At 68.2% G+C, this 25,008-nt stretch carries 26 protein-coding genes, 1 tRNA gene and 1 pseudogene; 9 read left to right on the top strand and 19 right to left on the bottom strand.

Annotated features, from left to right (window positions below; translation table 11 throughout):
* Positions 1-28 precede the first annotated feature (28 nt).
* Positions 29-946 carry a DUF4328 domain-containing protein gene (locus tag SSPN_RS0132825; RefSeq protein ID WP_237710867.1) on the bottom strand — a complete coding sequence of 306 codons (918 nt, stop codon included), beginning with the start codon at positions 944-946 and terminating at the stop codon, positions 29-31.
* Positions 943-1,266 carry a rhodanese-like domain-containing protein gene (locus tag SSPN_RS0132820; RefSeq protein ID WP_010313365.1) on the bottom strand — a complete coding sequence of 108 codons (324 nt, stop codon included), beginning with the start codon at positions 1,264-1,266 and terminating at the stop codon, positions 943-945. The genes SSPN_RS0132825 and SSPN_RS0132820 overlap by 4 nt, the downstream gene beginning before the upstream one ends.
* A 270-nt stretch (positions 1,267-1,536) precedes the next feature.
* On the opposite strand from SSPN_RS0132820, the gene SSPN_RS0132815 reads away from it, so the two are divergent.
* Positions 1,537-1,821 (top strand): hypothetical protein, encoded by a 285-nt coding sequence (locus tag SSPN_RS0132815; RefSeq protein WP_143539442.1) that lies wholly within the window; start codon positions 1,537-1,539, stop codon positions 1,819-1,821.
* Positions 1,822-1,891: 70 nt separating this feature from the next.
* On the opposite strand, the gene SSPN_RS0132810 is transcribed toward SSPN_RS0132815, so the two are convergent.
* The 8 genes and pseudogenes from SSPN_RS0132810 to SSPN_RS0132775 form a co-directional block, all read right to left on the bottom strand.
* Complete coding sequence (locus tag SSPN_RS0132810; RefSeq protein ID WP_237710877.1) at positions 1,892-3,415, bottom strand: solute symporter family protein; 1,524 nt, start codon at positions 3,413-3,415, stop codon at positions 1,892-1,894.
* A gap of 311 nt (positions 3,416-3,726) precedes the next feature.
* Positions 3,727-4,053 (bottom strand): annotated as a pseudogene (locus SSPN_RS60730) (DUF485 domain-containing protein); the annotation flags it as partial.
* A 325-nt stretch (positions 4,054-4,378) separates the two neighbouring features.
* The gene (locus SSPN_RS0132800; RefSeq protein WP_010313358.1) at positions 4,379-6,124 is read right to left on the bottom strand and encodes a sodium/solute symporter; all 1,746 of its coding nucleotides are present in this window, start codon (positions 6,122-6,124) and stop codon (positions 4,379-4,381) included.
* Positions 6,125-6,173: 49 nt separating this feature from the next.
* Positions 6,174-6,581 carry a hypothetical protein gene (locus SSPN_RS0132795; protein WP_010313356.1) on the bottom strand — a complete coding sequence of 136 codons (408 nt, stop codon included), beginning with the start codon at positions 6,579-6,581 and terminating at the stop codon, positions 6,174-6,176.
* Positions 6,582-6,597: 16 nt separating this feature from the next.
* Positions 6,598-7,428 (bottom strand): LytR/AlgR family response regulator transcription factor, encoded by an 831-nt coding sequence (locus tag SSPN_RS0132790; RefSeq protein WP_029535962.1) that lies wholly within the window; start codon positions 7,426-7,428, stop codon positions 6,598-6,600.
* A gap of 649 nt (positions 7,429-8,077) precedes the next feature.
* Complete coding sequence (locus SSPN_RS0132785) at positions 8,078-8,983, bottom strand: S49 family peptidase (RefSeq protein ID WP_010313352.1); 906 nt, start codon at positions 8,981-8,983, stop codon at positions 8,078-8,080.
* 9 nt (positions 8,984-8,992) lie between these two features.
* Positions 8,993-10,237, bottom strand: a complete 1,245-nt coding sequence (locus SSPN_RS0132780; RefSeq protein WP_044576294.1) for a GAF domain-containing sensor histidine kinase — start codon at positions 10,235-10,237, stop codon at positions 8,993-8,995.
* A gap of 176 nt (positions 10,238-10,413) precedes the next feature.
* Entirely contained in the window at positions 10,414-11,265 is an 852-nt protein-coding gene (locus SSPN_RS0132775; RefSeq protein ID WP_010313348.1) for an Fpg/Nei family DNA glycosylase, read from the bottom strand.
* A 132-nt stretch (positions 11,266-11,397) separates the two neighbouring features.
* Between SSPN_RS0132775 and SSPN_RS46915 the strand changes: the two genes are divergently transcribed.
* Positions 11,398-11,709, top strand: coding sequence for a hypothetical protein (locus tag SSPN_RS46915; RefSeq protein WP_010313347.1), 312 nt, complete (start codon positions 11,398-11,400; stop codon positions 11,707-11,709).
* Between the two features lie 65 nt (positions 11,710-11,774).
* On the opposite strand, the gene SSPN_RS0132765 is transcribed toward SSPN_RS46915, so the two are convergent.
* Both SSPN_RS0132765 and SSPN_RS0132760 read right to left on the bottom strand, forming a co-directional pair.
* On the bottom strand, positions 11,775-11,966 hold the full coding sequence (locus SSPN_RS0132765; RefSeq protein ID WP_010313345.1) for a DUF397 domain-containing protein: 192 nt from the start codon (positions 11,964-11,966) through the stop codon (positions 11,775-11,777).
* Entirely contained in the window at positions 11,963-12,805 is an 843-nt protein-coding gene (locus SSPN_RS0132760) for a helix-turn-helix domain-containing protein (protein ID WP_010313343.1), read from the bottom strand. Before SSPN_RS0132760 ends, SSPN_RS0132765 begins: the two co-directional genes overlap by 4 nt.
* Positions 12,806-12,978: 173 nt before the next feature.
* Between SSPN_RS0132760 and SSPN_RS60725 the strand changes: the two genes are divergently transcribed.
* From SSPN_RS60725 to SSPN_RS57950, 3 genes are all read left to right on the top strand, one after another.
* The gene (locus SSPN_RS60725; RefSeq protein WP_010313341.1) at positions 12,979-13,419 is read left to right on the top strand and encodes a hypothetical protein; all 441 of its coding nucleotides are present in this window, start codon (positions 12,979-12,981) and stop codon (positions 13,417-13,419) included.
* Positions 13,416-13,739, top strand: coding sequence for a hypothetical protein (locus tag SSPN_RS0132750; RefSeq protein ID WP_010313339.1), 324 nt, complete (start codon positions 13,416-13,418; stop codon positions 13,737-13,739). The genes SSPN_RS60725 and SSPN_RS0132750 overlap by 4 nt, the downstream gene beginning before the upstream one ends.
* 148 nt (positions 13,740-13,887) lie before the next feature.
* On the top strand, positions 13,888-14,373 hold the full coding sequence (locus SSPN_RS57950; protein WP_010313336.1) for a hypothetical protein: 486 nt from the start codon (positions 13,888-13,890) through the stop codon (positions 14,371-14,373).
* 95 nt (positions 14,374-14,468) lie between these two features.
* Here SSPN_RS57950 and SSPN_RS0132740 read toward each other — a convergent pair whose 3' ends face one another.
* The gene (locus SSPN_RS0132740) at positions 14,469-14,906 is read right to left on the bottom strand and encodes a hypothetical protein (RefSeq protein ID WP_029535959.1); all 438 of its coding nucleotides are present in this window, start codon (positions 14,904-14,906) and stop codon (positions 14,469-14,471) included.
* A 184-nt stretch (positions 14,907-15,090) separates the two neighbouring features.
* The gene (locus tag SSPN_RS0132735) at positions 15,091-15,681 is read right to left on the bottom strand and encodes an RNA polymerase sigma factor (protein WP_010313332.1); all 591 of its coding nucleotides are present in this window, start codon (positions 15,679-15,681) and stop codon (positions 15,091-15,093) included.
* Positions 15,682-15,794: 113 nt separating this feature from the next.
* On the opposite strand from SSPN_RS0132735, the gene SSPN_RS0132730 reads away from it, so the two are divergent.
* Positions 15,795-16,205, top strand: coding sequence for a PPOX class F420-dependent oxidoreductase (locus SSPN_RS0132730; protein ID WP_010313329.1), 411 nt, complete (start codon positions 15,795-15,797; stop codon positions 16,203-16,205).
* 71 nt (positions 16,206-16,276) lie between these two features.
* A tRNA-Gly gene (locus SSPN_RS0132725) sits at positions 16,277-16,349 on the top strand.
* A gap of 245 nt (positions 16,350-16,594) precedes the next feature.
* Here the strand turns inward: SSPN_RS0132725 and SSPN_RS0132720 are convergent.
* Positions 16,595-16,804 (bottom strand): dodecin, encoded by a 210-nt coding sequence (locus tag SSPN_RS0132720; protein ID WP_010313327.1) that lies wholly within the window; start codon positions 16,802-16,804, stop codon positions 16,595-16,597.
* Between the two features lie 98 nt (positions 16,805-16,902).
* On the bottom strand, positions 16,903-17,052 hold the full coding sequence (locus tag SSPN_RS60720; RefSeq protein WP_237710866.1) for a hypothetical protein: 150 nt from the start codon (positions 17,050-17,052) through the stop codon (positions 16,903-16,905).
* 12 nt (positions 17,053-17,064) lie between these two features.
* Here SSPN_RS60720 and SSPN_RS0132715 point away from each other — a divergent pair, with 12 nt between their 5' ends.
* Positions 17,065-17,316 (top strand): hypothetical protein, encoded by a 252-nt coding sequence (locus SSPN_RS0132715; RefSeq protein ID WP_010313326.1) that lies wholly within the window; start codon positions 17,065-17,067, stop codon positions 17,314-17,316.
* 94 nt (positions 17,317-17,410) lie between these two features.
* On the opposite strand, the gene msrA is transcribed toward SSPN_RS0132715, so the two are convergent.
* Positions 17,411-18,079, bottom strand: coding sequence for a peptide-methionine (S)-S-oxide reductase MsrA (gene msrA, locus SSPN_RS0132710; protein WP_010313323.1), 669 nt, complete (start codon positions 18,077-18,079; stop codon positions 17,411-17,413).
* Positions 18,080-18,100: 21 nt separating this feature from the next.
* The gene (locus SSPN_RS0132705; RefSeq protein WP_101377172.1) at positions 18,101-19,942 is read right to left on the bottom strand and encodes an acyltransferase family protein; all 1,842 of its coding nucleotides are present in this window, start codon (positions 19,940-19,942) and stop codon (positions 18,101-18,103) included.
* A gap of 222 nt (positions 19,943-20,164) precedes the next feature.
* On the opposite strand from SSPN_RS0132705, the gene SSPN_RS0132700 reads away from it, so the two are divergent.
* The gene (locus SSPN_RS0132700; RefSeq protein ID WP_010313319.1) at positions 20,165-21,529 is read left to right on the top strand and encodes a hypothetical protein; all 1,365 of its coding nucleotides are present in this window, start codon (positions 20,165-20,167) and stop codon (positions 21,527-21,529) included.
* Between the two features lie 107 nt (positions 21,530-21,636).
* On the opposite strand, the gene SSPN_RS0132695 is transcribed toward SSPN_RS0132700, so the two are convergent.
* Complete coding sequence (locus SSPN_RS0132695) at positions 21,637-24,798, bottom strand: glycosyltransferase (protein WP_010313312.1); 3,162 nt, start codon at positions 24,796-24,798, stop codon at positions 21,637-21,639.
* Between the last annotated feature and the right edge of the window lie 210 nt (positions 24,799-25,008).

Raw genomic sequence — 25,008 nt, 5'->3', positions numbered from 1 at the left:
CTCACGGACGCTCAGCAGAGCAGAAGGATCAGCGCGGGGCGCGTGCGGAACGCGTGGCTCGGGGTGCGGGCGGAGCCGCGCGGACGGCCCGGACGCGGAGGTGCTTGAGCTCCGTCGGGTCCATCGGGGCGAGCAGCCGCATCAGGTACTTGATCAGGCGCGCGGTCAGGATCGCCAGGAGCGTGACCAGGGCGTTGTTGAGCGCGTGCAGCAGCACTCCGTCGGCCATTGCCTGGACGCTGTCGAAGAACCCCCAGACGAACGCGAGCCAGCCGAACAGCAGCGTCGTCGCCCACGCCGCCCACCACAGCCGGAGGCGCAGCGTCGGGGACGGTCGCGCGCCACGCTCCCGCACTCCCTCCGCGACGAGCACCGAATGCTCCAGCTCGGCCAGCGCCGAGCCCGGCACGGTGAGGTTCAGCCCCGGGACCAGGACTCCGACGACCACCTGCCAGTCCGGTCGGGCGTTCTGCACGCCGATGCGCTCGGCGGCCGCGGCACGCGCCCGCAGTCCCCACAAGACGACGAGAACGCCGGAGAGCACGCCCAGCACCCAGAGGACCACGCCGGCCGTGCCGACCAAGGCGTCGGAGATCGCCAGCGCCGTGCGCGGCAGCGCCTGGCCGCGGCTGATCAGCAGCAGCACGTACCGCCAGCCCTCGGCGAATGTCGCCAGCGCCGCGATCGCGGTGGTGATCCACAACGCCACCACCGCCGTCCCGGCGGCGGACTCCGACCGCACCATCGGATCCGCGTGCGGCCGCAGCGGCAGGGCCAGCGGCCACCGCCACGCAAGCAGCGGGAATCCCCAGCGCGGCACGGCCGGGTAGGCCGGCGGGCCGGTGTAGCGGCGCGGTCGGCGCGGGGGACGGATCCGCCGCGGGCCGCCAGGCGGGGTGGCGACCCACTGCACGCGCGGCCCGGGGCCGGGAGGTCGGACCGTCACAGCACGTACGGCTCGCTGTCGGCGTCATCGGAGACCAGCGGACGACCGATGGCCGACCAGCCGTTCATGCCGCGCTCGACGTTGATCGCGTCCCAGCCGATGGCGTTGAGGTACGCGGTGACCTTCGCCGACCGGCCGCCGGAGCGGCAGATCACGTAGACCTGGTCGGCCTCCGGGATCTCGTCGAGCCGCTGCACGAGCGCGCTCATCGGGATGTGCACGGCCTCGGGAGCGTGCCCGGCCTGCCACTCGTCCGGCTCGCGCACGTCGAGCAGCACGCTGCCGTCGGGCAGCTGGGCGGGCAACTCCTCCGGCTGCACGCAGGGAACCTGATGACCGGGAACTGGGGTTGTCACACCCCCGATGCTGCCACGCGAGGCGTGGTACCCGCGTAAGAGGGCGCGCGGGCTCCGGGTCCGCTGCGCCACCCGGTTCGCACGGCCGGTCCGGTCAGGTGTGGACTCGAGCTGGAGAAGCCCTCGAGTTTTCCGCCTTGACCTGCAATTACTCCGGACGGATTCGAGGTTGTTCACACTTTCAGTCGGAGATCCGGATGGGAACGATGTTTTCGTGATCTTCCATGTAACAGTGTGCTGGCTCGATTCAGTTCCCTTCTCGGGATCAGTCCGTCAGGAAAGGAAGACATGTTTCGTCGAGCCATTCTCCGCTGGCCGAACGGCAGCGACTGGGGTCATCTGGCGACCGTTCCCGACGACGGCGGGTTGCCGCAGTTCGCCGGCTTCGTGCAGATGAGCGACTCGCGCGTGCAGGACCTTCTGGCCCGGATCGCCCCCAGACCGGCCGGCGGAGACATGTGGGAAGCGCATTTCACCACCAACGACTCCGAATCGGCCGCCGAGCTGATCGCGGCCTGAACGACCCCGTCGAACGACGAAGCGCCCCGCCCAGCTCGGCCGGACGGGGCGTCTCGTCGCTGCTACCGGATCAGTGCGAGATCGCCTTCTCGGCGCCCGCGCCGGTCAGCGACCGCACCTCCATTTCGGCGTACTTCTCGCTGTTGAACGGCTCCTTGCTCAGCACCGTCCCGAGGTAGCCGAGCAGGAACGACACCGGGATCGACACCAGACCTGGGTTCTTCAGCGGGAACAGCGCGAAGTCCAGCGACGGGAACATCGCGTCCTCGGCACCGGAAACGGCCGGCGAGAACACGATCAGCACGATTGTGACCGCGAGACCGCCGTAGATGCTCCACAGCGCCCCGGTGGTGTTGAACCGCTTCCAGAACAGCGAGTACAGCAGCGTCGGCAGGTTCGCCGAGGCCGCGACCGCGAACGCCAGCGCCACCAGGAACGCCACGTTCTGGCCGTTGGCCGCGATGCCGCCCAGGATCGACACGATGCCGATGACCACGGCGGTGATCCGGGCCACCTTGACCTCCTGGCCCTTGTCCTCGACCGCGCCCTTCTTGATCACGTTCGCGTAGATGTCGTGCGCGAACGAGGCGGACGCGGTGATGGTCAGGCCGGCGACGACAGCCAGGATCGTCGCGAACGCGACCGCTGAAATGAAGCCGAGCAGCAGCGGGCCGCCGATCTCCAGCGCCAGCAGCGGCGCGGCCGAGTTCACCCCGCCCGGCGCCTTCTTGATCACATCGGAGCCGACCAGCGCCCCGGCGCCATAGCCCAGCACCAGCGTGAACAGGTAGAACAGGCCGATCAGCCAGATCGCCCAGACCACCGAGCGGCGGGCTTCCTTAGCGGTGGGCACGGTGTAGAAGCGCATCAGCACGTGCGGCAGACCCGCGGTGCCCAGCACCAGCGCGATGCCCAGCGAGACGAAGTCCAGCTTGCTGGTCTCGGTCTTGCCGTACTGGGCGCCGGGGTTGAGCAGCTTGTCGCCACCCACGTCGGCGGCCGCGCCGAGCAGGCCGGACAGGTTGAAGCCGTACATGCCGAGCACCCAGACGGTCATCACGAAAGCGCCCGCGATCAACAGCGCCGCCTTGATGATCTGCACCCAAGTGGTGCCCTTCATGCCGCCGACCAGCACGTACAGGATCATCAGCGCGCCGACGACGGCGATCACCGCGGCCTGGCCGGCCTTGTTGGTGATGCCCAGCAGCAGAGCGACCAGGCCACCGGCACCGGCCATCTGCGCGAGCAGGTAGAAGAACGTCACGGCCAGGGTGGACAGCGACGCGGCGGTGCGCACCGGACGTTCCTTCATCCGGAAGCTGAGCACGTCGCCCATCGTGTACTTGCCGGTGTTCCGCAGCAGCTCCGCGACCAGCAGCAGCGCCACCAGCCAGGCGACCAGGAAGCCGATGGAGTACAGGAAGCCGTCGTAGCCGTAGACCGCGATCGCCCCGGCGATGCCGAGGAACGACGCCGCCGAGAGGTAGTCACCGGCGATCGCGATGCCGTTCTGCGGGCCGGTGAACGCGCGGCCTGCCGCGTAGTAGTCGGAGGCAGTCTTGGTGTTCCGGCTGGCCCGGAACACGATGACCATCGTGACCACGACGAACAGCCCGAAGATGGCGATGTTCAGCAGCGGGGACAGTGCGGCGATCACTTCTGGCCTCCTTCGACGGCGCTGTCCTGCTTGACGTCGTCCTTCTCCGCGGCGGCAGCGGCCGCGTCCTTCTCAGCGTCCTCGTCCCTGCCGTCGTCGGCCGAGATCTCTTCGGCGTCGCCGGACTTCTCGGCGTCGCCGGACTTCTCGGCGTCACCGGACTTCTCGACGTCACCGGACTTCTCGGCGTCCTCTGCCGGGTCGGCGGCGTCCGCCAGGCCCATCGCGGCGACCGGGGCCTTCTCGCCCGCGCCGCCTTCGAGGTTGTCCCGGATCTCCTCGGCGACCGGGTCGAGGTTCCGGTTGGCGTACCGCACGTACCAGGTGGTGATGGCGAACGTCGACACGAACTGCAGCAGGCCCAACACGAGACCGACGTTGATGTTGCCGACCAGCTTGATGCTCATGAAGCCGTGCGCGTAGTCGGCGAGCAGCACGTACACCAGATACCAGGCCAGGAACAGTGCCGAGACCGGGAAAACGAAGTTGCGCAGTCTGCGTCGCAGGTTGGTGAATTCGGGGCTGCTTTGGGCAGCGGCCCAGGTTTCGGCGTCAATACCGGACCCGGACCCGATTTGGTCCGTGGCGCTCACAGCGCTCCTCCCACAAGAAATGGCTCCGCCTCGGGTGCCGCCGGTACGGGAGCCTGCTGAATCAGTTCATCGCGGGAACGCTACGTAGTTCCACCACTGCTGTGAAGGCCCGTTGGGAGTATGCAAGCTAACGATCGAGTGAAGTTGACTCGGGGATCAGGACGCATCGAATTACGCCCGACCACCACGGCTTTCACCCATTCAGCCTATTGATTTTCAACTAGTCCAGAAATTCAAGCGCGAATAGTAATTACATTTGATTCAAAAATTACTCGAACAACACAAAGAACACGCTGGGTGATCACGGTCAGCGTTGGTGGCGGCGGCCCTTGGTCGGCTCCGGATTCGCGGTGCCCGCGGTGAGCCGGCGGTCGAGGAAACCGAGCCGGTCGGGCGCGTGCAACCGCAACATCACCCGCCCCACCTCGGCCGGGATCCGCGCCCGGGTCGCCCGGCTGACCAAGCAGGTCACCGCGAACGCGATCGGCACGGTGATCAGCGCCGGCTGCCCGACCAGCGTCGCCCACCAGCTGTCTGAGTCTTCGGCGAAGTCCGTGAACACCACCGCGATCAGCACCAGGCTCCCGCCCGCCACCATGCCGCTGGCCGCCCCCGCCGAGGTGAGCCCGCGCCACCAGATCCCCAGGACCAGCACCGGGCAGAACGTCGAAGCCGCCATCGCGAACGCCAACCCCACGCTGCGCGCGATGTCGTGGTTGTCCGCGGGCAGCGCCAGCAGCGTCGGCACCAGGCATGCCACCACGGCGACCAGCCGGAAGTCGAACGTCCTGCCGCGCACCACCTCGCGCGAGGACAGCACCCCGGCCACGCTCACCACCAGCCCCGACGAGGTCGACAGGAAGGCGGCGAAGGCCCCGGCCGCGGTGATCGCCGCGAGCAGCCCGCCCACCCAGTTGCCCAGCATCGCCTGCGGCAGCAGCAGAACCGCCGCATCGGTCTCACCGGTGACCAGCAACTGCGGCACGTACAGCCGGGACAGCAGCCCGAAGATCGTCGGGAACAGGTAGAACGCGCCGAGCATGGCCAGCACGAAGAGGGTGGTGCGGCGTGCGCCGGTCCCGCTCGGATTGGTGTAGAAGCGGGCCAGCACGTGCGGCAGCCCCATCGTGCCCAGGAAGGTCGCGACGAGCACCGAATACGTTTCGAGCAGCCTGGAAAGCCCGTCGCCGTGCGGCCGCAGCCAACTGGCGTTGTCCGGTTCGGCCGCCGAGACGACCGGGACCGCCGCGCCCGCAGGGAACCGCAGTTCGGTGCCGGCCGCCATCGAGTACTCGCCGGACTGCAGGTAGATCGCGCCCGAGCCGTCGGCCAGCCACACCGGCTGGCTTACCTGCAACCGCACGTCGGTGTCGATGCACACTGCCGTGTCGCGCTGGAAGACCGGCGGCATCGGTTCGTCGAGCGTCCGGTGCGGCGCCCCGTTGAGGAACACCGCGAACAGCGCGAACGCGGGCACCGTGATCGCGAACAGCTTCACCCAGTATTGGAAGGCCTGCACCAGCGTGACGGCCCGCAGCGCGCCGGTGGCCACGATGAGCAGCACGATCACCGCGACCGCGAAAACCCCTACCCAGTAAGGAACTCCGACGATCGCCGCCAGGGTCAGCCCGGCTCCCTGCAGCTGCGGCACCAGGTAGAGCCAGCCGATCAGCACCACCAGCGCGGTGCACAGCGACCGCAGCCGCAGCGAATCCAGCCGGGCCTCGGCGAAATCCGGCAACGTGTACGCACCGGAGCGGCGCATCGGCGCGGCGACGAACAGCATCAACGCCAGGTACCCGGCGGCGAAGCCGATCGGGTACCAGAGCGCGTCCACGCCGTCCTTGAGCACCAGTCCCGCGACGCCCAGGAACGACGCCGCCGACAGGTACTCACCTGAGATCGCGACCGCGTTGCGCTCTTCGCGCACCAGTTGCCGCGCGGCGCAGAAGTCGGACGTGGTGCGCGCCGACCGGGAACCCCAGATCCCGATGCCCAGGGTCGCCGCGACGATCAGCACGACGCCTAGCAGGGACCAAGAACTCGAAACCATCGCACCTCGCCGCCCCAGGAAGGTGGAAATCCGTCGTCGATCATGCGGGTCACTGCTCCACCATGTGGGTGAAGTCCCGCTCGTGCCGTTCCGCGTTCCGGGTGCACAGGTACCCGATCAGCACCAGGAACGGATAGATCAGCACGCCGAGCAGCAGCCAGGTCACCCGGAAGCCCAGCACCTCCAGGTCTCCGATCGCCGGCACCCCCCAGAACAGCAACGGCAGCCCCAGCAACACGGCCGCCACCACCCCGGTCAGCACCAGCGCGCTGCGCAGCTGCACCTTCACCAGGTGCCGGACCAGCACCTCGCCGACACTGGTCTGCTCCTCCAGCTCCATGATGATTCGCGCGACCTTCCGGGTGCGGCGGTCGGCGAGCACCACGCGCTTGCGGCGCGGCCGGGGCGTGCCGTCCCCCAGCCGCGCCCGGATGTCGAAGCCGTGGTCCGGGCTCATCCCGGCGAACCGCGGTTCACTGCTGGCCCCAGCCCTGCCGTGGCGCCCGGACCAGCCGGTCCTTCAGCTCGCGGGTGTGCCGGCGGCTGACCGGCAGTTCCTTGGCCGGACCGCCGCCGAGCACTACCGAATACCCGGACGACGACATGCGCAGCTCGGTGACCAGCGGTAGCGACACCAGGAACGACCGGTGGATGCGCAGGAAACCGGCTTCCGCCCAGCGCTCTTCCAGCTGCGCCAACGGGATTCGCACCAGGTGCGAATCCTCGGCCGTGTGCAGCCTGGCGTAGTCGCCCTGGGCCTCGACCCAGCGTACGTCCTTGCGGGGGATCATCCGGGTGGTGCCGGCGAGCTCGACCGGGATGACCTCGTCGTCGTCGGCCGCCGGGGCCTCCAGCGCGCGCGTGCCCTTGGCGGACTGGGCCTTGTTCTTCTCGATCGTGCGCAGCGCGCGGTCGATGCGTTCTGCGTTGGCCGGTTTCATGATGTAGTCCAGCGCGCCGACCTCGAACGCCTCCAGCGCGTTCTCCTCGTGCCCGGTGATGAACACCAGGGCCGGTGGATTGCGGAAGGCGGTGAGCACTCTGGCCAGTTCCATCCCGCTCAACCCGGGCATCGAGACGTCCGCGAATACAGCGTCCACAATGGACTGGTCGTCGTCGCGCCTGCTGATCAGATCGGGGTCGTCGCTACGCAGCAGACGCAGCGCCTCGGCCGCGTCGAATGCGGTCAGCACCCGCCCGACCCGCGAGTTGCTGCCGAGCAGGTACTTCATCTCGTCCAGCCCGGCCATCTCGTCATCGACGGCCAGAACGACGAGCCCCGCTTGATTCTCTCGTGTACTCAATGCAACGCCATATCCTGCCGCGCCCACGGCGCACTGGTGTCCTTGATCGAGCATCGGCCCCCACCCGCTGGAGCGGCCCCTAGCCACGCCAGTCGTCGAGTGAGGTCAGTCACGCCTGCCAACCAAACTAGTTGCTAACGGAGAGCACAGGACAGCAGGGGGTGCACGGCACGGAATTCCGCTCAACAGCAACGATTTTAGCCTGATCAGCCTATTGCATAGGGCTGAACGAGTGAGCGCTTCCGCAACAAGGTCTACGCAGTGCGAGCACGCCGATTACCCTGCGTTTGCAAGGGATTCGTCAAGATCAAGTGATGGTTCCGCCCTGTCCGTCAGTACTTTTTGGATGCTATAGCGCAAAGTACTCGCGGTGGCTGATCCCCCTTCAGATTTCGGGAAATACGGCGATCCCCCTTCAGATTTCGGGAAATACGTCCTTGAAGCGGTGCAGCCGCTTGGCCCACCCCCGCAACCGGCACCGCCGCAGGTCCTCAACAGTGCCTTGCGGGGACACCCCGCACCCCGAGCTTTTCCCGAGGACAGCCCCGACGCGACGTAATGGACTACGTGCGCCGGGGATCCCGGAGTCGAGAAGGCCTCTGAGGTTCCGTCACCCGCACCGCCAAGCAAGGCGCGTTCGGAAACGGGATCACAGCCCGAAGCGGTTCCACATGGCGCGGTGCTCCAGCGCTTCCACGGCGGCCAGCACGGAATCCGCACCGCTGCGGCCGAAACCGACCGACGACGTCATGCCCAGCCGGGCCAGCAGCGGCTTGCGCGGCTCCACCGTCATCAGGTGCGCTTCCGGGAACTTCTGCTTCACGATGTCCCGCAGCGTGCCCAACCCGTCGACCAGACCGAACTCCTCGGCCTTCGTGCCGGTCCAGATCTCGCCGGAGAACAGGTCGTCGTCCGCGCCGTTCAGCTTGCCGCCGCGGCGCTTGCGCACCCAGGCCCGGAACTGCTCGTGCAGCTCGTCCTGCAGTCCGCGCAGCCACTGCACGTCCTCTTCCTTCTCCGGGCGGAACGGGTCGAGCCGCACCTTGTGCGTGCCAGCGGTGTGCACCCGGCGCTCCACGCCGAGCCTCTCCAACAACCCGGTGAGCCCGAAGCTGGCGCTGACCACACCGACGGAACCGACCAGCGACGTCGGGTGCGCGTAGATCTCGTCGGCCGCGCAGGCCAGCCAGTAGCCGCCGGAGGCCGCGACGTCCTCGCAGAACGCCAGCACCGGCACCTGCTTCTCCTCGGCCAGGCCCCGGATCCGGTCGGACACCAGCGCCGACTGGGTCGCCGACCCGCCCGGCGAGTTGATCGACAGCACCACGGCGCTGAGCCGGTCGTGCCCGAACGCGCGGGTCAGCGCGGATTCCACGGTCTGCAGCGAAATCGTCGACCGGCTCATCGGCGATGGCGTCGGCGTGATGACGCCGTGCAGCTTCACCACGGCGACCACCGGCCCGCGCTCAGCACGCTCGGCGAGCTTCCCGGGCAGCTTCGAGGACAACTTCCCGGTCAACATGTCGGTGAACTTCTGCGGCGCCTTCTCGTCCATACCTCGACGTTACCGGCTCAGCTGCGCCCCGGCCGCCAACCCGACGTCCGGCTCGTCGATCGCCTGCGGCGGGACGGGCCGGACGCCCGGCGCGAACTTCGGCACCCGCATGATGACCTTCATGCCCGCGCCCTTCTCGGTCTCTACGACCAGGCCGTAGTCGCTGCCGAAGGTCGCCCGCATCCGGTTGTTGATGTTGCCGAGCCCGACGTGCGCGCCGGTCAGGTGCGCGTTGGCCAGTTCCGCGTCGAGCAGCTCCGGGTCCATCCCGATGCCGTCGTCGTCCACGCTGATCAGCGCCTCGGTGCCGTTGTCCTCGGCGATCACCGACACGGTGCCGCCGCCGGGCTTGTTCGCCAGGCCGTGCCGGACGGCGTTCTCCACCAGCGGTTGCAGCGCCAGGAACGGCACTACCACCGGCAGCACCTCCGGAGCGATCCGGAGCTGCACGTTCAGCCGGTCCGGGCCGAAGCGGGCGCTCTCCAGCGTGAGGTAGCGGTCGATGTTGCGGATCTCGTCGGCCAGCGTGGTGTAGAGCCCGCTGGTGCGGAACGAGTAGCGGGTGAAGTCGGCGAACTCCTGCAGCAGGTCCCGTGCGTGCTCCGGGTCGGTGCGGATCAGCGAGCCGATGGTGTTCAGCGCGTTGTAGATGAAGTGCGGCGAGATCTGCGCCCGCAGGGCGCGCACCTCGGCCTTGGCCAGCCGCTCCTTGGACTCCTGCAGTTCGGCCAGTTCCAGCTGGGTCGACACGTGGTTGGCGACCTCGGCGGCCGCGCGCAGCAGCCGCTTCCGGTCGCCGCCCGCGATGATGGTCAACGCGCCGCGGCTCTCGCCCTCGACCTCCAGCGGCACCACCACGGCGTGCCGCATCGGGCAGGGCCGGTGGTCGCAGATCACGTCGCCGTGGTCGAGGAACTCGCGCTTGCCGGTGCGCAGCACCTGCTCGATCTTGGTCCGCAGGTCCGCGTAGTGGTAGTTGGCCTCGCCGTCCCAGCTCAGCAGGGTGCCGTCGGCGTCGACGATGCCGACGGCGACGCACGCCAGCAGCTCCCGCAGGTGCGGCGCTGTCTTGTCGGCGGACTCCTGGTTCAGTCCCGCACGCAGGTGGGGGGCCGCACTGGTCACCCGGTGCAACGCCGCCAGCGTGGCGTCCTCCACGGAGGTGCTCACCCTGCGCGCCCGGCACAGCAGCACGAACATGCCGAGCACGGCGAGTGCGGCGAGCGTGGTCAGGACCGTCCGCTCAGTCAACATCTCGGGCACAACATCAATCTTCTCGGCCGACACGCTTGGAATCAAGGCGGCTACGCTCAGTGCACCGTTTCCGTCGGTAAGCGGTACCTCACTATTCCATTCAGCGGAAAAAGATGACTCGACCAGCGGCAACAGCCTGTGCACAACCGGGCCAGTTGTCCACAGACTGTGGACAACTACTTCAGCAATCGCGACAACCGGCGGTCCGCCAACGGCCTGCCGCCGGTCTGGCAGGTCGGGCAGTACTGCATCGACCGGTCCGCGAAGGACACCTCCCGGACCGTGTCGCCGCACACCGGGCACGGCATCCCCGCGCGCCCGTGCACCCGCATCCCCGATCGCTTCTCGGCCTTCAGCCGCGCCGCGTCCTGTTTCAGCGAACGCTGCACGGCATCCCGCAAGATCTCCTGCACGCTGCTGTGCAGCCGTTCGACCGTAGCGGCGTCGAGCTTGCCCGCCGTCGCGAACGGCGACAGCTTCGCGGCGTGCAGGATCTCGTCGGAGTAGGCGTTGCCGATCCCGGCCAGCGCGGACTGGTCAGTGAGCAGTGTCTTGATCCGCTCGGTGCGTCCCGCCAGGACCTCGGCCAACCCGGCCGCGTCCAGGCCCAGCGCATCCGGCCCCAGCTTCGCGATCCCCGGCACCTCCGCGGGCGAAGCGACGACCCAGGCCGCCAGCTTCTTCTGCGTGCCCGCCTCGGTCAGGTCGAAACCCGCACCGCCTAGGTGGACCCGCAGCGCGATCGGCCCCTTGCCGGGCTTCGGCGGCACCGGCGACAGGTCGTCCGACCAGCGCAACCAACCGGCCCGCGCCAGGTGGAACACCAAGTGCAGCCCATCGCAATCGAGGTCGAGGTACTTGCCGTGCCGCACCGCACCGGTGACGGCACGACCGTGCAGCTCCGTCCACGGCGGGCTGGCGGTCTTCAACACGCTCATCGACGCCACATCGATGCGCGCCACGGTGCGGCCCACGGCGTTGTCGCGGAGGTGCTGGGCCAACGCCTCCACCTCGGGAAGTTCCGGCACCGGTCCAGTGTGCCAGCGAAAGTCGTTCTGACCTGCCAGTACGCCCCAGCTTTTGGGGCAGATTTGAGGCAGAAATGCATCCAACGACGCATGACGGGCGCCTGGTCGCCTGCGCGAGCCTGTCGTGGGCAAGTGCCGACGTCGATCGTGTGCCTGATCGCTGAGGGCACGATCACGGAAGAGTCCACCGGCACCGTGATCCGTGTCCGGCACGCGCAGCTCTGGTTTCCGCTCGTCCCGTTCTCGAACCCGTACCACTCCAATCAGCGGTGCATCAAGCAGTACGAGCGGTGGCTCGACGACAACGGCCACTATGACGGGGTGCTGCGCGAGAAGCTGCGGCGCGACCAGTTCATCGCCAAGGGCAAGGGCATGGCCTTCCACATCTTCCAGTACGCCCCGACCCGGTGGAGAGCGCACGGTCGCTACTACTGGAGATGGTGACCGCGCAAAAAACGGAAGCGCCCGCCCGGTACCAGATCTACCGGGCGGGCGCTTCTTGTTGTGGGTCAGGCGTCGAACTTGCCGCCCTTGATCGCGGCGACGAACGCCGACCACTGCTCACGGCTGGCGGTGAAGTACCCGGCGGCGCGGTTCTTGGTGTCGCGCACGGCGGTGCCGTCACCAGCGCGGCCGACCTCGACGCAGTTTGTCTGGTTCCCGCTGTAGCTGCTCTTGCGCCAGCGGCTTGTCTGGTTCATGTCGTAGGCTCCATATCGTCAGCGATTTCCGCGATGAGCGCCGTTGTGGCGGCGGCGCTCATCGCAAGCCGGCGGAGAGTATCCGCGGCGGCCTGGTAATCCTTCACATCCCCGGCATCGGTGATCGTGGTGCTCGATCGGTAGTGCTCAAGGTGCACAACCGGTTTGGTGCGGTCGAACTCCAACAGCACGAACGGCCCCTCGAGCGCCGGGGTGTAGGTGTGATCCGCTGGCAGCACTTGGACCGTGACGTTGTCCAGCTCGGACCATTTCACCAGCTGCCGCAGCTGCTCGAGCATCACCGACGTGTCGCACGGCGGGTGCCGCAGCGCGTTTTCTCCGATGATCGCGACGAAATCGACTGGGTTGCGACGCGTGAGCACATCGCGGCGGCCGAGCCGGAACGTCACCCGCTGGTCTGCTTCGCCACGCGTAGCGCCCGCGCCGATCATGATCGATCGTGCGTAGTCAGCTGTCTGCAGCAGCCCGGGAATCAACAGCGGCTCGACATCGGTGATCCGCTCCGCAGTGCGCTCGTACTCGGTGAGCGCCGCCAACTGCCGGTCAACGCCAGGCGCCACCCAGTTCGGATCGCCAGCATCGCGTGCGAGTTCGAGCAGCCGATCACGCTCGGGGCCGGTGACACCGAGGATCCCGAGCACTGCGCCGGTGTCCGCTTCGCTCGGCGTCAGCTTGCCGTTTTCCCAGCGCGACACGTGAGTGTGCGAGCGGCCCAGCTGTGCGCCGAGCTGGTGCGTTGTCAGCCCAGCGGCTTTGCGCGCCTGCCGAAGCTCGGCGCCCAACTGCCGCGCTCGGGGCGTGTCTGCGGTGCTGGCCATGCACCGATCCTAGCCAGCGCAACCCCTCGACGAACATCACCACACGTTTGGTGCATTGCCATTTTGTGCATGCACCATCATTCTAGCCATGCACCTGATGGTGCGTAAGTGGTCTAAGTGTCAGTCGGTGCACCGTAGCGGAGGTGCACCACACAGGCCGTGGGGGTGAGGTCATGTATCCGTTCCACTGGCTGCCAGCCGCCGGGCAGCGGCACGCGAGCCTCGATGAACGTCCGCTCGGGGCGTCGATCTACCCCGCCGAAACCGAGGTCGAAACCCTCTTGCCACCAGAGGGTGAAGGCCGCGGCCGGGAACCTGGCGTGGTTGTGGGATACGTGCCCGGACTGCAACGCGGGGCGAACGTGCCTCGCCGAGGTCCCGATGCCGCCGGCGGTGAGTGCGCGATGAGCGCCGAGCACGCCCACATCGGGCGCATGATCCGCGCAGCGGTGGTGATGCTGGGCTACGCCGCCGACGACGTCGAGCGCGGCCGGTGGAGTGACGCCGAAATCCGGCGACTCGGCGACCAGCTCGCGACGGTGGCCGCTGCACTGCGCAGTGCAGGAACGCCGCCGAAACCACTTGTGATCGACCTATCGGAGGCAAAGCCATGATCGCCGCTTTGGTCGCAGCGTGCCTGCTCGTGTTCGGCGGGCTCGCGGTGTGGGCGACGTTCTACTACGCCCCGGCCCAGCACGCCGGTAGCGGCGAGGGTGCGCTGACGGTTGCCTATCTGGTCGCGCGAGTGGAGGCCGAGGCGCGCGGACATGGCCGGCATCGGCTCCGCGAGCCGGTCGTAATACGCGGGGATCTGGCCGATGCGCTCGCCATCGAGGAAACCCGGCACCTGCCACTAATCGAGTCTGACCGGGAAGCGATGGCGCGACACCCAGGAATGCTGCGACGGCTGCTCGCCGCCCGGCAAAGCCTGTAGACCCGGCCCGGTGCCGTAAATTCCTGCCCCCCGACCGGCACCGGGTCGCCCGGCCGCCCAGCGCGTTCCGCAGCGCGCTGGGCGGCCGGTTCCAACTTCCCGCACCAACGACGTTGCGGGCTGAAGTGGCCACTGTGGACAGTTTGCTGTGCTTGAAGACCTCGATGCCTGCGGCCTGACCAACCACGTGCTGGTGATCACCCGCTATCCCGTCCTGCCGGAGGACTGCGACCGGCTGAACAAATTGCGCAACGTCAAGCTGACGATGCTGTTCACCTACTCCGGGATCGATGACCGCCGTGTCGAACCCATCAACAGCGACATCGCCGCCAACTCACTCCGCTGGATGCTGGGGGCGCGACGTCCTGGTGTCGCGCCGTCACGTCATCCGCCCGTACCCCAAGGACGAGGACGTGCGCCTAGTGCCTCTGACCCCAAAGCGTCCGACTTCAACCATCTGAATCCGAAAAACCGCAGGTCAGATGCTCTACGGCACCGGTCCAGTGTGCCGACCACCCCGGCGATTTCAATGGGAATCGGCGTGCCGATTCCCATTGAGCCGTTTTCATCCTGGCCGACCCGCAGCCGCGAACGCTGGATGCCCCACGGTCCTGGGGCTGCGCAAGCGGCATAACCGCCTTTAACCGACCCTCGCAGCTTGCACCGCCGCCGAGGTTCCGCTAGTCGCACCGCAACGCGAGAAGAGGTTGAAGACGCTCATTTAAATCGCTACTCCACCGGCTGCAGACCGCCGTTCATGTCCGGCTCCGCATACAGCTCAATGTGCCGGGCCACCGAGGAGATCTCCTGGCGCACGTCGAAGAAACCGCGCACCACGCCCACCCAGGTCTCCGGCGGGTTCTCGTCGTGGTCGCCGGGGGTGGCCGCAGTGACCGTCCACGGGCGCCGCAGCACCCAGCGGACCGGGAAGAACAGCACGCCCGCGATCAGCAGCAAGATCAGCCAATTCGGCACGGTCACCTCTTCCGGTGTCCAAACCACGAACATCACGACCAGGAACAGGAACACCGCGCCCATCAGGATCGCGGGTGCCGACCCCCCGTTGACGTCGTGCTCGAACTCGTCCGCCGCGATCGGGTTGGACCACTCAAGGCTCGCCTTGATCGTCCACTCCCGGCCGTCGGAACCCCGCACCACCCGGTTCATCGTCGCCTCCCCGCCCACCCGGGCTGGTCGCTTCGGAACATCGTCTCGCCACTCGAACCCCGTCGGTCACCGAGCGTGGAGCAACGGTACCGCGTGCGTCATGGGCCCGACGGGTGATAGTCGAGCCCGAACGGTCCCATTGTCGATCATGAGCGGCGTCCGGCCAACCCCCGAACCTGCCTCGTCAAGCGTGACGCAAACAGCCTACGACCGGCAGCTCCGCCGCCTGCTGGTAAGCCTCCCGCAACCCGCGGCGCGCCCGATGCGCCAACACCGCCGTCGCGTTCGGGGTCAGCCCCAGCTGACCGGCGAGGCTGGCCGGCCGATGCCCCTCCACCTCGGTCCACCACAGCACCTCCCGCCAACGCACGGGCAGCCGGTGGAACGCGCGGGCCAGCAACTCCCCCTCAGCCTGCACGGACTGGTGATCGCGCTGGCGCGGCGCGTGCTCGCCCAGCTCATCGGCGTTCATCAGCTCGTCCCGGCGAGCCGCCGCCCACTCCCACAGCAACCGGCGCACCACCGTCGACAAGTAGGTGCGAATCGCATCGCGCGGCCCGTGCCCGGTCCGAACCGCGCGCAATGTGCGCAAGAACACCTCGGCGACCACGTCGTCGACGTCGATCCCGGGCTGCGGCATGCTCAAGGCGAACCGCCGCACCGCAGGCGCGTGCCGCCGGTACAGATCGCCATAAGCGAGATCATCTCCCGCCCGCAACCGCGCCAGCAGCACCCGGTCGTCCGGCAACGGCCCCCCGACGGCATCCTCACCCATCCCCATGAACTCCCCCCAACGACCAGCCGCGGCGAAATATCGCGCGACCAGCGCAATCGCTACCGTGGACCCCCCGGACCACGGCTGTCACCAGTCACCGCACGGAGGTCGCAGTGGATCTCGACGAAGCCCGCGAAGTGATCGGCAACCAGCACCGCGCCGTGCTCAGCACGCTCCGCGCCGACGGCACACCCCAGATGACACCGGTGCTGACCACCACGGACAGCGCCGGACACGTCACTGTCAGCACTGTCGCTGGCGCGGCCAAGGTGCGCAACCTGCGCCGTGACCCCCGCGCGTGGCTGTGCGTCCTGCCAGACCAGTTCTTCGGCCGCTGGATCCAGGTCGAAGGCATCGTCGAGATCGTCGAGCTCCCCGCCGCGTTCCCCCTACTGGAGGAGTACTACCGCAGCATCTCCGGCGAACACGAGGACTGGGCCGCGTATCGCCAGGCCATGCAGGAAGAACACCGCGTCCTGCTGCGCATCACCCCGACCCGCGCGGTCTCCTCCCCAACCCGATAGGGCCCCCCGGTGAACGGGCCCGGAACAATGGGCTAAAGTAGTTACCAACAGCCCGAGAGGGCGCTGAATACGCGGATGTAGCGCAGCTGGTAGCGCATCACCTTGCCAAGGTGAGGGTCGCGGGTTCGAGTCCCGTCATCCGCTCAGAGCTGGGAGCCTCTGTCGACTTCGTTCGACCTTGGCTCCTTTGCCATTTTCTTGGGAGGAACGACTCCCCGCACCCCCTACGGAGCGGTGTTCCGGTTTCGTTGGCTCTCTGCTGGGGAGGGTTCCCCGGGCTGCTCAGCGACCAGCAGCCCGTCCGGTCGCTTGACATCGTTGGTGCCGCCCCCCACGCGTCGTGGGTGGGGCGCTGGTCTCCAGCCTTTAGCTGTTGGTTGGTTTGGGTTTTAGGATTCTAGGCGGAAGCCTATTTTCAGGGTTACTTGATAGTGGGCCAGTTCGTTGTTCTCCACGTGGCCCCTTACGTTTTCGACCTCGAACCAGTCAATGTTCCTCAGTGTTTGGGAGGCCCTGCCGATCGCCTTTTTTATTGCGTCGTCCACTCCTTTCGTTGATGTGCCCACTACTTCTGTTACTCGGTACACGTGGTCCGCCATGCGTTGATGGTTCTTGTTTTGCCGGGGCCTTGCAAGTTGGTGTTGCCGCTGATCAGGCGGCGTTTGGTCGGATTTGATCGGATTTTGCCGGCCTGTGGTCAGGTTTTGCGCCCGGTCACTTGATCAGGTGGGGTTCTTCTTCCGGCTTCGCTCGAAGTCGGGAACCGCTGGCTTCTTTGAGGTGATACGGGAAGCGGGTTTTCGGCCAATGTGATCTTCTCCTGTGCGGCATCGTCCACTTCGTCCACGGAGGTAGTTCCATGCGTCGTTTCATCGTCGGGGTGCTGTTCACGGGGTTGTGCGGACTGGGTTCCGCCGGAATCGCCGCGGCCAAGGAAGCGCCCTTCGATCCCGCCTCGCTCCTGCAGCAGATGACCAGCCAGAACGCCACATCCGGGCAGAACGGGACATCCGAGGAGGGCGCCTCGGCATCCTCGGTGGCGCACTCCGACGACGACAGCCCCGCGCAAACCCACGCCCAGGGCCAGGACGCTCAAGGCCAGGACGGCTGAACGGCACGCCGGAGCGGCTATTCGGGAAACCATCAGGACGGGGCCCGTGCCGACCAACCGGCACGGACCCCGTCCTCGTCCATCGTGACCGTGCTCAGCCCTCGCCCGGGACGCCCAGGCCGATCGGGCAGGAGACCCCGGTGCCACCGAGGCCGCAGTAGCCGTTCGGGTTCTTGGCCTCCGACAGGTACTGCTGGTGGTACGTCTCCGCGTAGTAGAAGGTCCTCAGCGGTGCAATCTCCGTCGTGATCTGGCCCAGACCCGCTTCGGTCAAGGCCTTCTGGAAGGCTTGCGCGCTCGCTTCCGCTTCGGTTTTCTGCTGGTCGTCCGCGTAGTAGATCGCCGAGCGGTACTGGGTGCCGATGTCGTTGCCCTGGCGCATGCCCTGGGTCGGGTCGTGGTTCTCCCAGAAGACCTTCAAGACCTGCTGGTAGCTGATCGCGGCCGGGTCGAAGACCACCAGGACGGCCTCGGTGTGGCCGGTCAAGCCCGAGCACACCTCTTCGTACGTCGGGTTCGGGGTGAAGCCGCCGGCGTAGCCAACCGCCGTCGACCACACGCCCTCGGTGCGCCAGAAAGTGCGCTCCGCTCCCCAGAAGCAGCCCATGCCGACCACCGCGGTGGCGTAGCCCTCCGGGAACGGCGGCATGATGCGCCGGTCCGGGAACACCGCGTGCGACTCCGCCACCGGGAGCGGGGTGGAGCGGCCCGGCAAGGCCTCGGCCGGGTCGATCAGCCTGGTCTTGTCACCGAAAAGCGCCATGCACCCGAGGGTACGCGTGCGCTACGGGCAGTCCTGCCGCTTGGGACGGACCGGCCGGGTCTCCTCCTCCGGCGTCGGCGGCGGTTCCGGGCGGGCGTGCCGACCACCGGTGCGGCGAACGGCCGGGCGGTCCACGGAGGTCTGGTCCAGATCCAAGTCCAAGTCCCCGGACAGCCGCTTCGCCAGCACCGAGTCCTCAGACGGCACAGCGGGCGGGCCGACCGGCCGCTGCTCGGCCAAGCGGCTGGGGTGGGCGGACGGCCGACCGTGCGGCGGCTCCGTGCCGTTCATGGGAAGCCCGTTGAGCCGGGCCGCGTTCGGGCCGTCAGCGCTGCCGTGCCGAGGCGCGCCGTTAACGCGGTTGTGGTTGACCGGTGTGCCGTTCGGCGAGACACCGTTGCGCGGAATGTCGTTCGGTGGGGCGCCGTTGCGCGGGGCGCCGCTCGGTGCGGCGGTGGGGCGTTGGGTGCCGGTGGGCGCAGCGGTGGGGCGGCGGAGCGGACGTGCCGGGCGGGCCTGGTCCGCCCCCGGGCGGGCCGGGGTCAGCTTGGTAGGGAGTTCCTGGGCGGCGCCGTCTCGGTTGGGTGCCGGTGGGCGGGGCGGCGGTCGGCGCATGGTTGTCGCCTCGCGCGCCGCTCGGGGCTCGTCCGGATCGTCGAAGCGCGCCGCCCGGTCGTCATCCCGTTCGTCCGGGTCGTCCGGTTCCAGGTCGTCGAAGTCGTCCGGATCCCCGGAATCGTAGAGGTCTTCCAGCTCGTCGAGGTCGTCCTCCGCACGCTCGGGTTCCTTCTTCTTCGGCGCCGGGGTGAGGTAGTGGCGCAGCTTCATCGTCGGTTCTTCGATGAACTTCCACGAAAGCGTGCCGACGCAGTAGGTCAGCGGGGCGGCGCAGATCAGCATCAACCACTGGTTGCGGATCCCGGCCATCGCCAGCAACTGCTGGATCGGGAAACCCCATACGTACACGCCATAGCTGCCGTTGACCCACACGCCCGGCACCGTCAGCCGCGACGGCCAGAAGTGCCCGGTCACGACCACCGCGTAGCTGACCGCAAACGCCATCCAGAACGACCCGGTGGTGCTGTTGGGCATCAGCACCAGCAGCACCAGGCCGCCGCTGGCCGCCAGCGGCGAAAGCGGGATCCGGTACAGGTTGAGGACCACGCCGAAGGCGAAGGCCACCAGGAACGCCACCAGCGACTCGACCGGCACGCTGAGGAACGAGCCCGCCGACTCCGAGCCCGGCAGCTCCTCCAGGTACCGGTCCCACGTGATGATCCCGATCAGCGCCACGACCGCCAGCCAGCGGTACTTGTGCTTCCCGGCGCCGAGCAGCAGCAACGCGTAAAGGGCGGCGTAGGCCAGCAGCTCCATCGGCAGCGTCCACAACGACCCGTTCACCGCGTTCGGCCACGGGTTGTCCACGAACACGCCCGGCAGCTCGTGCTTGAGCGTGAGCAGACCCGCGTTGTTGACGACGTAACCCCAGGTGCCGTTGGCCGCGAAGTAGTCGCTGGCGGACATGGAGGTGATCATCGGGCCGATGATCAGCGACATAATCAGCGAAACCGTGAGCATCGGCGGCCACAGCCGCAGGATGCGCTTCGCGGCGAACCTGCCCGGGTGGGGATCTCGGATCCAGCTCTCTGTGATCTGGAAGCCGCTCATCGCGAAGAAGCCCATCAGGACGCCCTCGTCGGGCTGCACCGGCCAGTCCGACGGGAACAGGTCGCCTGTTCCGGCCAGCGGCGAACTGTGCCCGTAAACGACCGCGAGCGCGCCGATCATGCGGATCCAGGCGAACCCGTGGTTAGGCTCGGCGAACCACTCTGGGTGAGTGTGGACGACCCGCGCGTCACCCACCCAGATCACCCCATCAAGTCATGTCCCCGGCCGGAGAAGTCAACGCTGGGTAGCCTAGCCCGGGACATCATGGTTGTGGACCCATTACCTTCTCGTAGCCCGCTCCGGCCAGACTCCGAGTCGGATCGTTATCCGGCCGGTGCCCCCCGTTCCCCCTTGCGGGTGCCAGAATGGCGGTCGATCACAATTGGGGGCGTTCGCAAAACCGGGAAGGGCGCATCGGTGACCTGGCAAGACGAGCTGCAGAATCTCGACGCCGAACTCGCGGCGGGGCGGATTTCCGCTGAGGAGTACCGCCAGCGGCGAGACGCCGTGCTCGGTCGGGCCCAGAACGGACAGAACGGGCCTTCCTCGGGCGGATTCCCGCAGCAACAGCCGCAGGCGAGCACGCCATCCGGCGAGTTCCCGCAGCAGCAGCCGCAGGCAGGGCCGCCGGCCGGCGGATTCCCGCAGCAACAACCGCAGGTGGGGCCTTCCTCGGGCGGATTCCCGCAGCAGCAACCGCAAACAGGCCCGCAGTCCGGCGGATTCCCCCAGCAGCAGGCACCGCACCAGCCCAACCCGTTCCCGCCGGCGTTCAGCTGGGGAGACGCTGCCTCTCAGGTCACCCCGCAGCAGCAGCCGCCGCAACAAGGTCGTGCGGCCGAAGATGCAACGCAGGTCGTGCTCAACCCGCTTTTGCAGCAGCAGCCGCAGGCCCAGCCGCCGAGTGACTCCGAGAGCACCCAGGTCGTAAACCTCGGCCAGCAGCCGCAGTGGGCCCAGGTTCAGCAGCCGCCGCAGCCGCAGTGGGGGCCGCAGGAGGGTTGGAGCGCCGTCGAAAGCACCGGCACGCCCTGGGGCGATGACCTGCCGGGGACGCCGGACCACGGCGACGCGTCGTGGATGCGCCAAGGCCCCGAGGTGTTCGAGTCCGCGAGCAAATCCGGCAAGGGCAAGCTGATCGCCGGGCTGTCCATCGGCGGCGTGCTGCTGGTCGGCGTGATCGTCGCCGGGATCCTCTACTTCACCTCCAGCAGCGGCAACACGCCGACCGAGCCGACCGCCGCGCCAACGCCGCCCCCGGTGCAGACCAAGGAACTGCCCGCGCCGCCGCCCCCGAAGGCGAACCCGCCGGCCAGCTCGCAGGAGACGCTGGTCACGGTGTCCGGCCCGGCGCACCCGTGGAGCGGGGCGCTGGACCTGCCGAGCCTGCAGGGTGCAAAGGGCGGCCTGCTGCAGCCGAAGACGGTGCTCAACTCCGCGATCCAGGGCGGGTTGGTCGACGGCTGGTTCAACGGCACCGAGGGCACGACCGCGAGGACGACGCTGCTCGCGCTGCAGATGCCCAACTCCGACGCTGCCAAGGGCGTGGTCGACAAGTACCTCGCCGCCCAGCAGGGACTGTCCGAAATGGACAAACTGTCTTACCAGGGTGTGAAGGTGGTCAACACCGGCGGCACGTTCCGCACCGCCTACGTCGCGCACAACTGGGCGATCATCATCGACGTTAGCGGCTCGTCGGAACACAAGGCGGCGGCGCAGGAGGCGTTCAAGTCGGTGCTCGACCAGCAGGTCAACCACCTGCCGCCGACGGTCCGCGACTGACCCGAACCGACGTCCCCCGCAATTTCAATGGAAATCGGACTTTCGATTTCCATTGAAATTGCGGGGGATCGGTGTGTCGGGGCCCGACGCACCGGGGTGTGTCGGGATCAGGCCTCGTAGTCGGTGGTGGCGAGCAAGTCACCGAGGGCTGCTCGGGAGACGTCCGGGCCGAACTGGGCCGCGATGCCCGCCTTGCCCGCCTCCGCCAGCCGCTGCCAGGCGTCGTCGTCGGTGAGCAGCCGGACCGCCGCCTCCGCCAGCCCCTCCGCATCGTCGGCGACCAGCGCGTGCTCGCCGTTCACCAGGTGCATGCCCTCGATCGCCACCGTCGTGCCGACCACCGGCACCCCGACGCTGAGGCTCTCACCGACCTTGCCCTTGACGCCGGCGCCGAACCGCAGCGGCGCGAGGGTCACGCGGCTCGCCGCGTACTGCGGCTCCAGCTCGGCGACCCAGCCGTGCACCTGCACGCCCCGCCCGGCCAGCTCCCGGACCTCGTCGGTGGGGTTGCTACCGACGACGTGCAGCACCGCGTCCGGGCACTTCTCCCGCACCAGCGGCATGATCTCGCGCACCGCCCAGCGCACGGCGTCGACGTTCGGCGGGTGGTCGAAGCTGCCGACGAACAGCAGATCCTTGCGCCCGTCCGGCTTCACCGGGCTCCAGTCGACCTCGTGCACGTTGGACAGCACCCGCACGTCGGCGTCCGGGACCAGCTCGCGCAGCAGCACCTGCTCGGCCTCGGACACCACCAGCGTGACGTCGCAGGAACGGGTCAGCCCGAGCTCCATCTGCCGCGACGCGAAAGCCTTGCGCCGCAGCGCTTCCGCGCGCACCGGGTCGTCCTGTTGCTCGGCGACCTCGGCCTGCCGCTCCAGCCGGAGGAAGTGCACGTCGACGGTGTCGTAGGCGATGACCGCCTGCGGCGCACCGGTGCGCAGCTCCTCGACCAGGCTCCACGCGACCTGCGGGCGGGACAGCAGTGCCAGCGAGATTTCCGAGCCCGCCTCGTGCAGGAACGCCTGCTGTAGTTCGGGTTCGGGCAGCACTGTGACGCCAAGCTGCTGCAGCTGCGTCGGGATCCGCACGGAACCTGAGTCGAAGTCCGGGCGCGGCACCTGGTGGTCCTTCACCAGCACGATCGGGCCGTGGTGGCCGCGGGTGCCGCGTTGCCGCGCCAGCCAGAGGTTGCGCGGCGAGGCTTCCGGCAGGTGTTCGGCGGCCAGCGTGTCGGCCCACTTCTCCACGAACACCTTGCGGTTGAGCTCCTGGTGCTTCTTCACCCCGGTGCTGAGGTCGGTGCCGTTGGACACGCCTTCGTGGTGCACGACGACGGCCTTCGGCTGCACCACGGTCCGGTAGCCGGCCGCGCGCACCGCGAACGCCAGGTCGGTGTCCTCGTAGTAGGCGGGCGCGTACCGGGTGTCGAAGCCGCCGACCTGCCGGAACACGTCGGTGCGCACCAGGATCGCCGCGCCGGAGCAGTAGTCGACGTCGCGCACCACGTTGAACTCGGCACCGCCGGGCTCGGTGTTACGGCCGTAGTTCCAGCCGTTGCCGTCGGACCACACGATGCCGCCGCACTCCTGCAGCCGGCCGTCCGGGTAGACCAGCTTGGCGCCGACGAGCCCGATGCGTTCGTCGCCGCGGATCGTGTCCATCAGGATGTCCAGCCAGGACTCGGTGACCTCGGCGTCGTTGTTCAGGAAGAACAGGTATTCGCCGCGCGCGTGCTCGGCACCGAGGTTGCAGGCGCCGATGAACCCGAGGTTGCGTTCGGCGCGCACCAGCCGGACACCTTCGCAAGCAGCGAGCTTCTCGGCGCTGTCGTCCGGCGAGGCGTCGTCGACGACGATCACCTCGAACGGCACGGACACGACGTGCCCACCGAGGAACCGCAGGCACTGCCGGGTGTAGGGCCACTTGCCGTGCACCGGCACGATCACGCTGACCAGCGGTTTGTCGCTGTGCGGCACGGGAAGCGGACCGGTCTCGACCGCCTCCTCGGCCTGCGGCACGCCGGGCTTGCGCCCCAGCGCGATCTCGTACGCATCGCGCCGCACGGTGCCGCGCGGCGCTACGCGCTCGACGACCTTCCGGTACTTCGCCACCGCGCGCTGCACCAGCGCGGAGTTCTGCGCCGCCAGCTCCGCGTTCGCTGCGCCGAGCTCCGCCGCTTGCCGCTCGGTGTCCGCTACGCGTCCTTCGAGCCGCGCGACGGTGTCGCGTAGCCACTCGATGCGCGCAGCGTCGCGCTCCGCGCTCTGCTGGCTTTCGTGCAGCTCGCCGCCAACGCGGTCCAGTTCGGCTCGCAGCTTCGCCTGCTCGCGGATGCTCTGGTCGGCGCGCTGCTCTTCGGCTTTGCGCAGTTCTTCGAGCCTGCCGATGGCGCTCTTGAGCTCTTCGGATTCGACGCGGCTGCGCTGGTAGAGCTCGTGGAGCTTGGCCACGTCCGCGACCGCCGCGTCGCGTTGTTCGATTATCGGCGTGACGTCGCCGCCGCGGCGGATGAGCGTGAGGTCGGCGTCGGTTAGCAGCGCGGCGGCGGGCAGCTTCGGCAGGTGCTTGTCGGAGGCGATACCCAGCAGGTAGGTGTGCGGGACGCCTTGCCGGACGGCCCATTCGCCGTCGCGCTCTTCGATGGTCTGCAGCCGGACGCCTTCGATGGCGGTGTCCGGGTCGCCGTGGTCGGCGGGGGTGAGCAGCGATCCGACGGTGACGTTCTGCTTCAGCACGGCCACGTGCCGGAACGCGTCCTCCAGCAGCGTTTCGTACTGCTTCGCGGTGAGTTCCTTGACGTGGTACGGGTTGTCGTTGCCGTGCTCGTGCGAGTAGACCGCCATGTCGGGGGTGCTGCTCAGGAACAGTCCACCTTGGACGAGCCGGGACCTGACCAGGCTCAGGACGGCGTCGTGGTCCTCGACGTGCTCGATCGCCTCGAAGCAGACGATCACGTCGAAGGGCTTGGCGTCGGCGAGCAGTTCGGGGTCGGTGATGGAGCCGACCTGGAAACTGACGTCGCGGCTGCCGTAGTTGTGCTGGGCGTGTCCGACCGTGGTCGGGTCGATGTCCACGCCGACCACCTCGGCGCCTTCGGCGGCCAGCAGCGCCGCGCCGTAGCCCTCGCCGCAGGCGAGGTCGAGCACCCGCTTGCCGCGCACGAAGCGGGCTGCGAGGGCGTAGCGGTGGTAGTGCTCGTAGACGACCTGAACGTCGTCGGTCCACGGCACACAGCGCTCGCCGGTCCAGTCGATCAGCCGCTTGTCCATCCGGTTCCTCACCGCGTAGAAAATCCCACAGCAGGCTAGCGCCCCGATCGGGTGACTCGTCGCCGGTTCGGCCTTTTTGTGGCGCGGCGCGACGTGGACGGCTCGTCCCCAGTTTCAATTGAAACTGGGGATCTCTCGCAGGCGAGAAGACATCATCGACACGACCACCACGGCTTGGCGCACGGGCGGCCCTGGCCCAGGCCTGCCCCA

It is taken from the genome of Saccharopolyspora spinosa NRRL 18395 (genome assembly GCF_000194155.1).
Classification (GTDB): domain Bacteria; phylum Actinomycetota; class Actinomycetes; order Mycobacteriales; family Pseudonocardiaceae; genus Saccharopolyspora; species Saccharopolyspora spinosa.
This window is presented reverse-complemented; position numbering and strand designations above follow the sequence as displayed.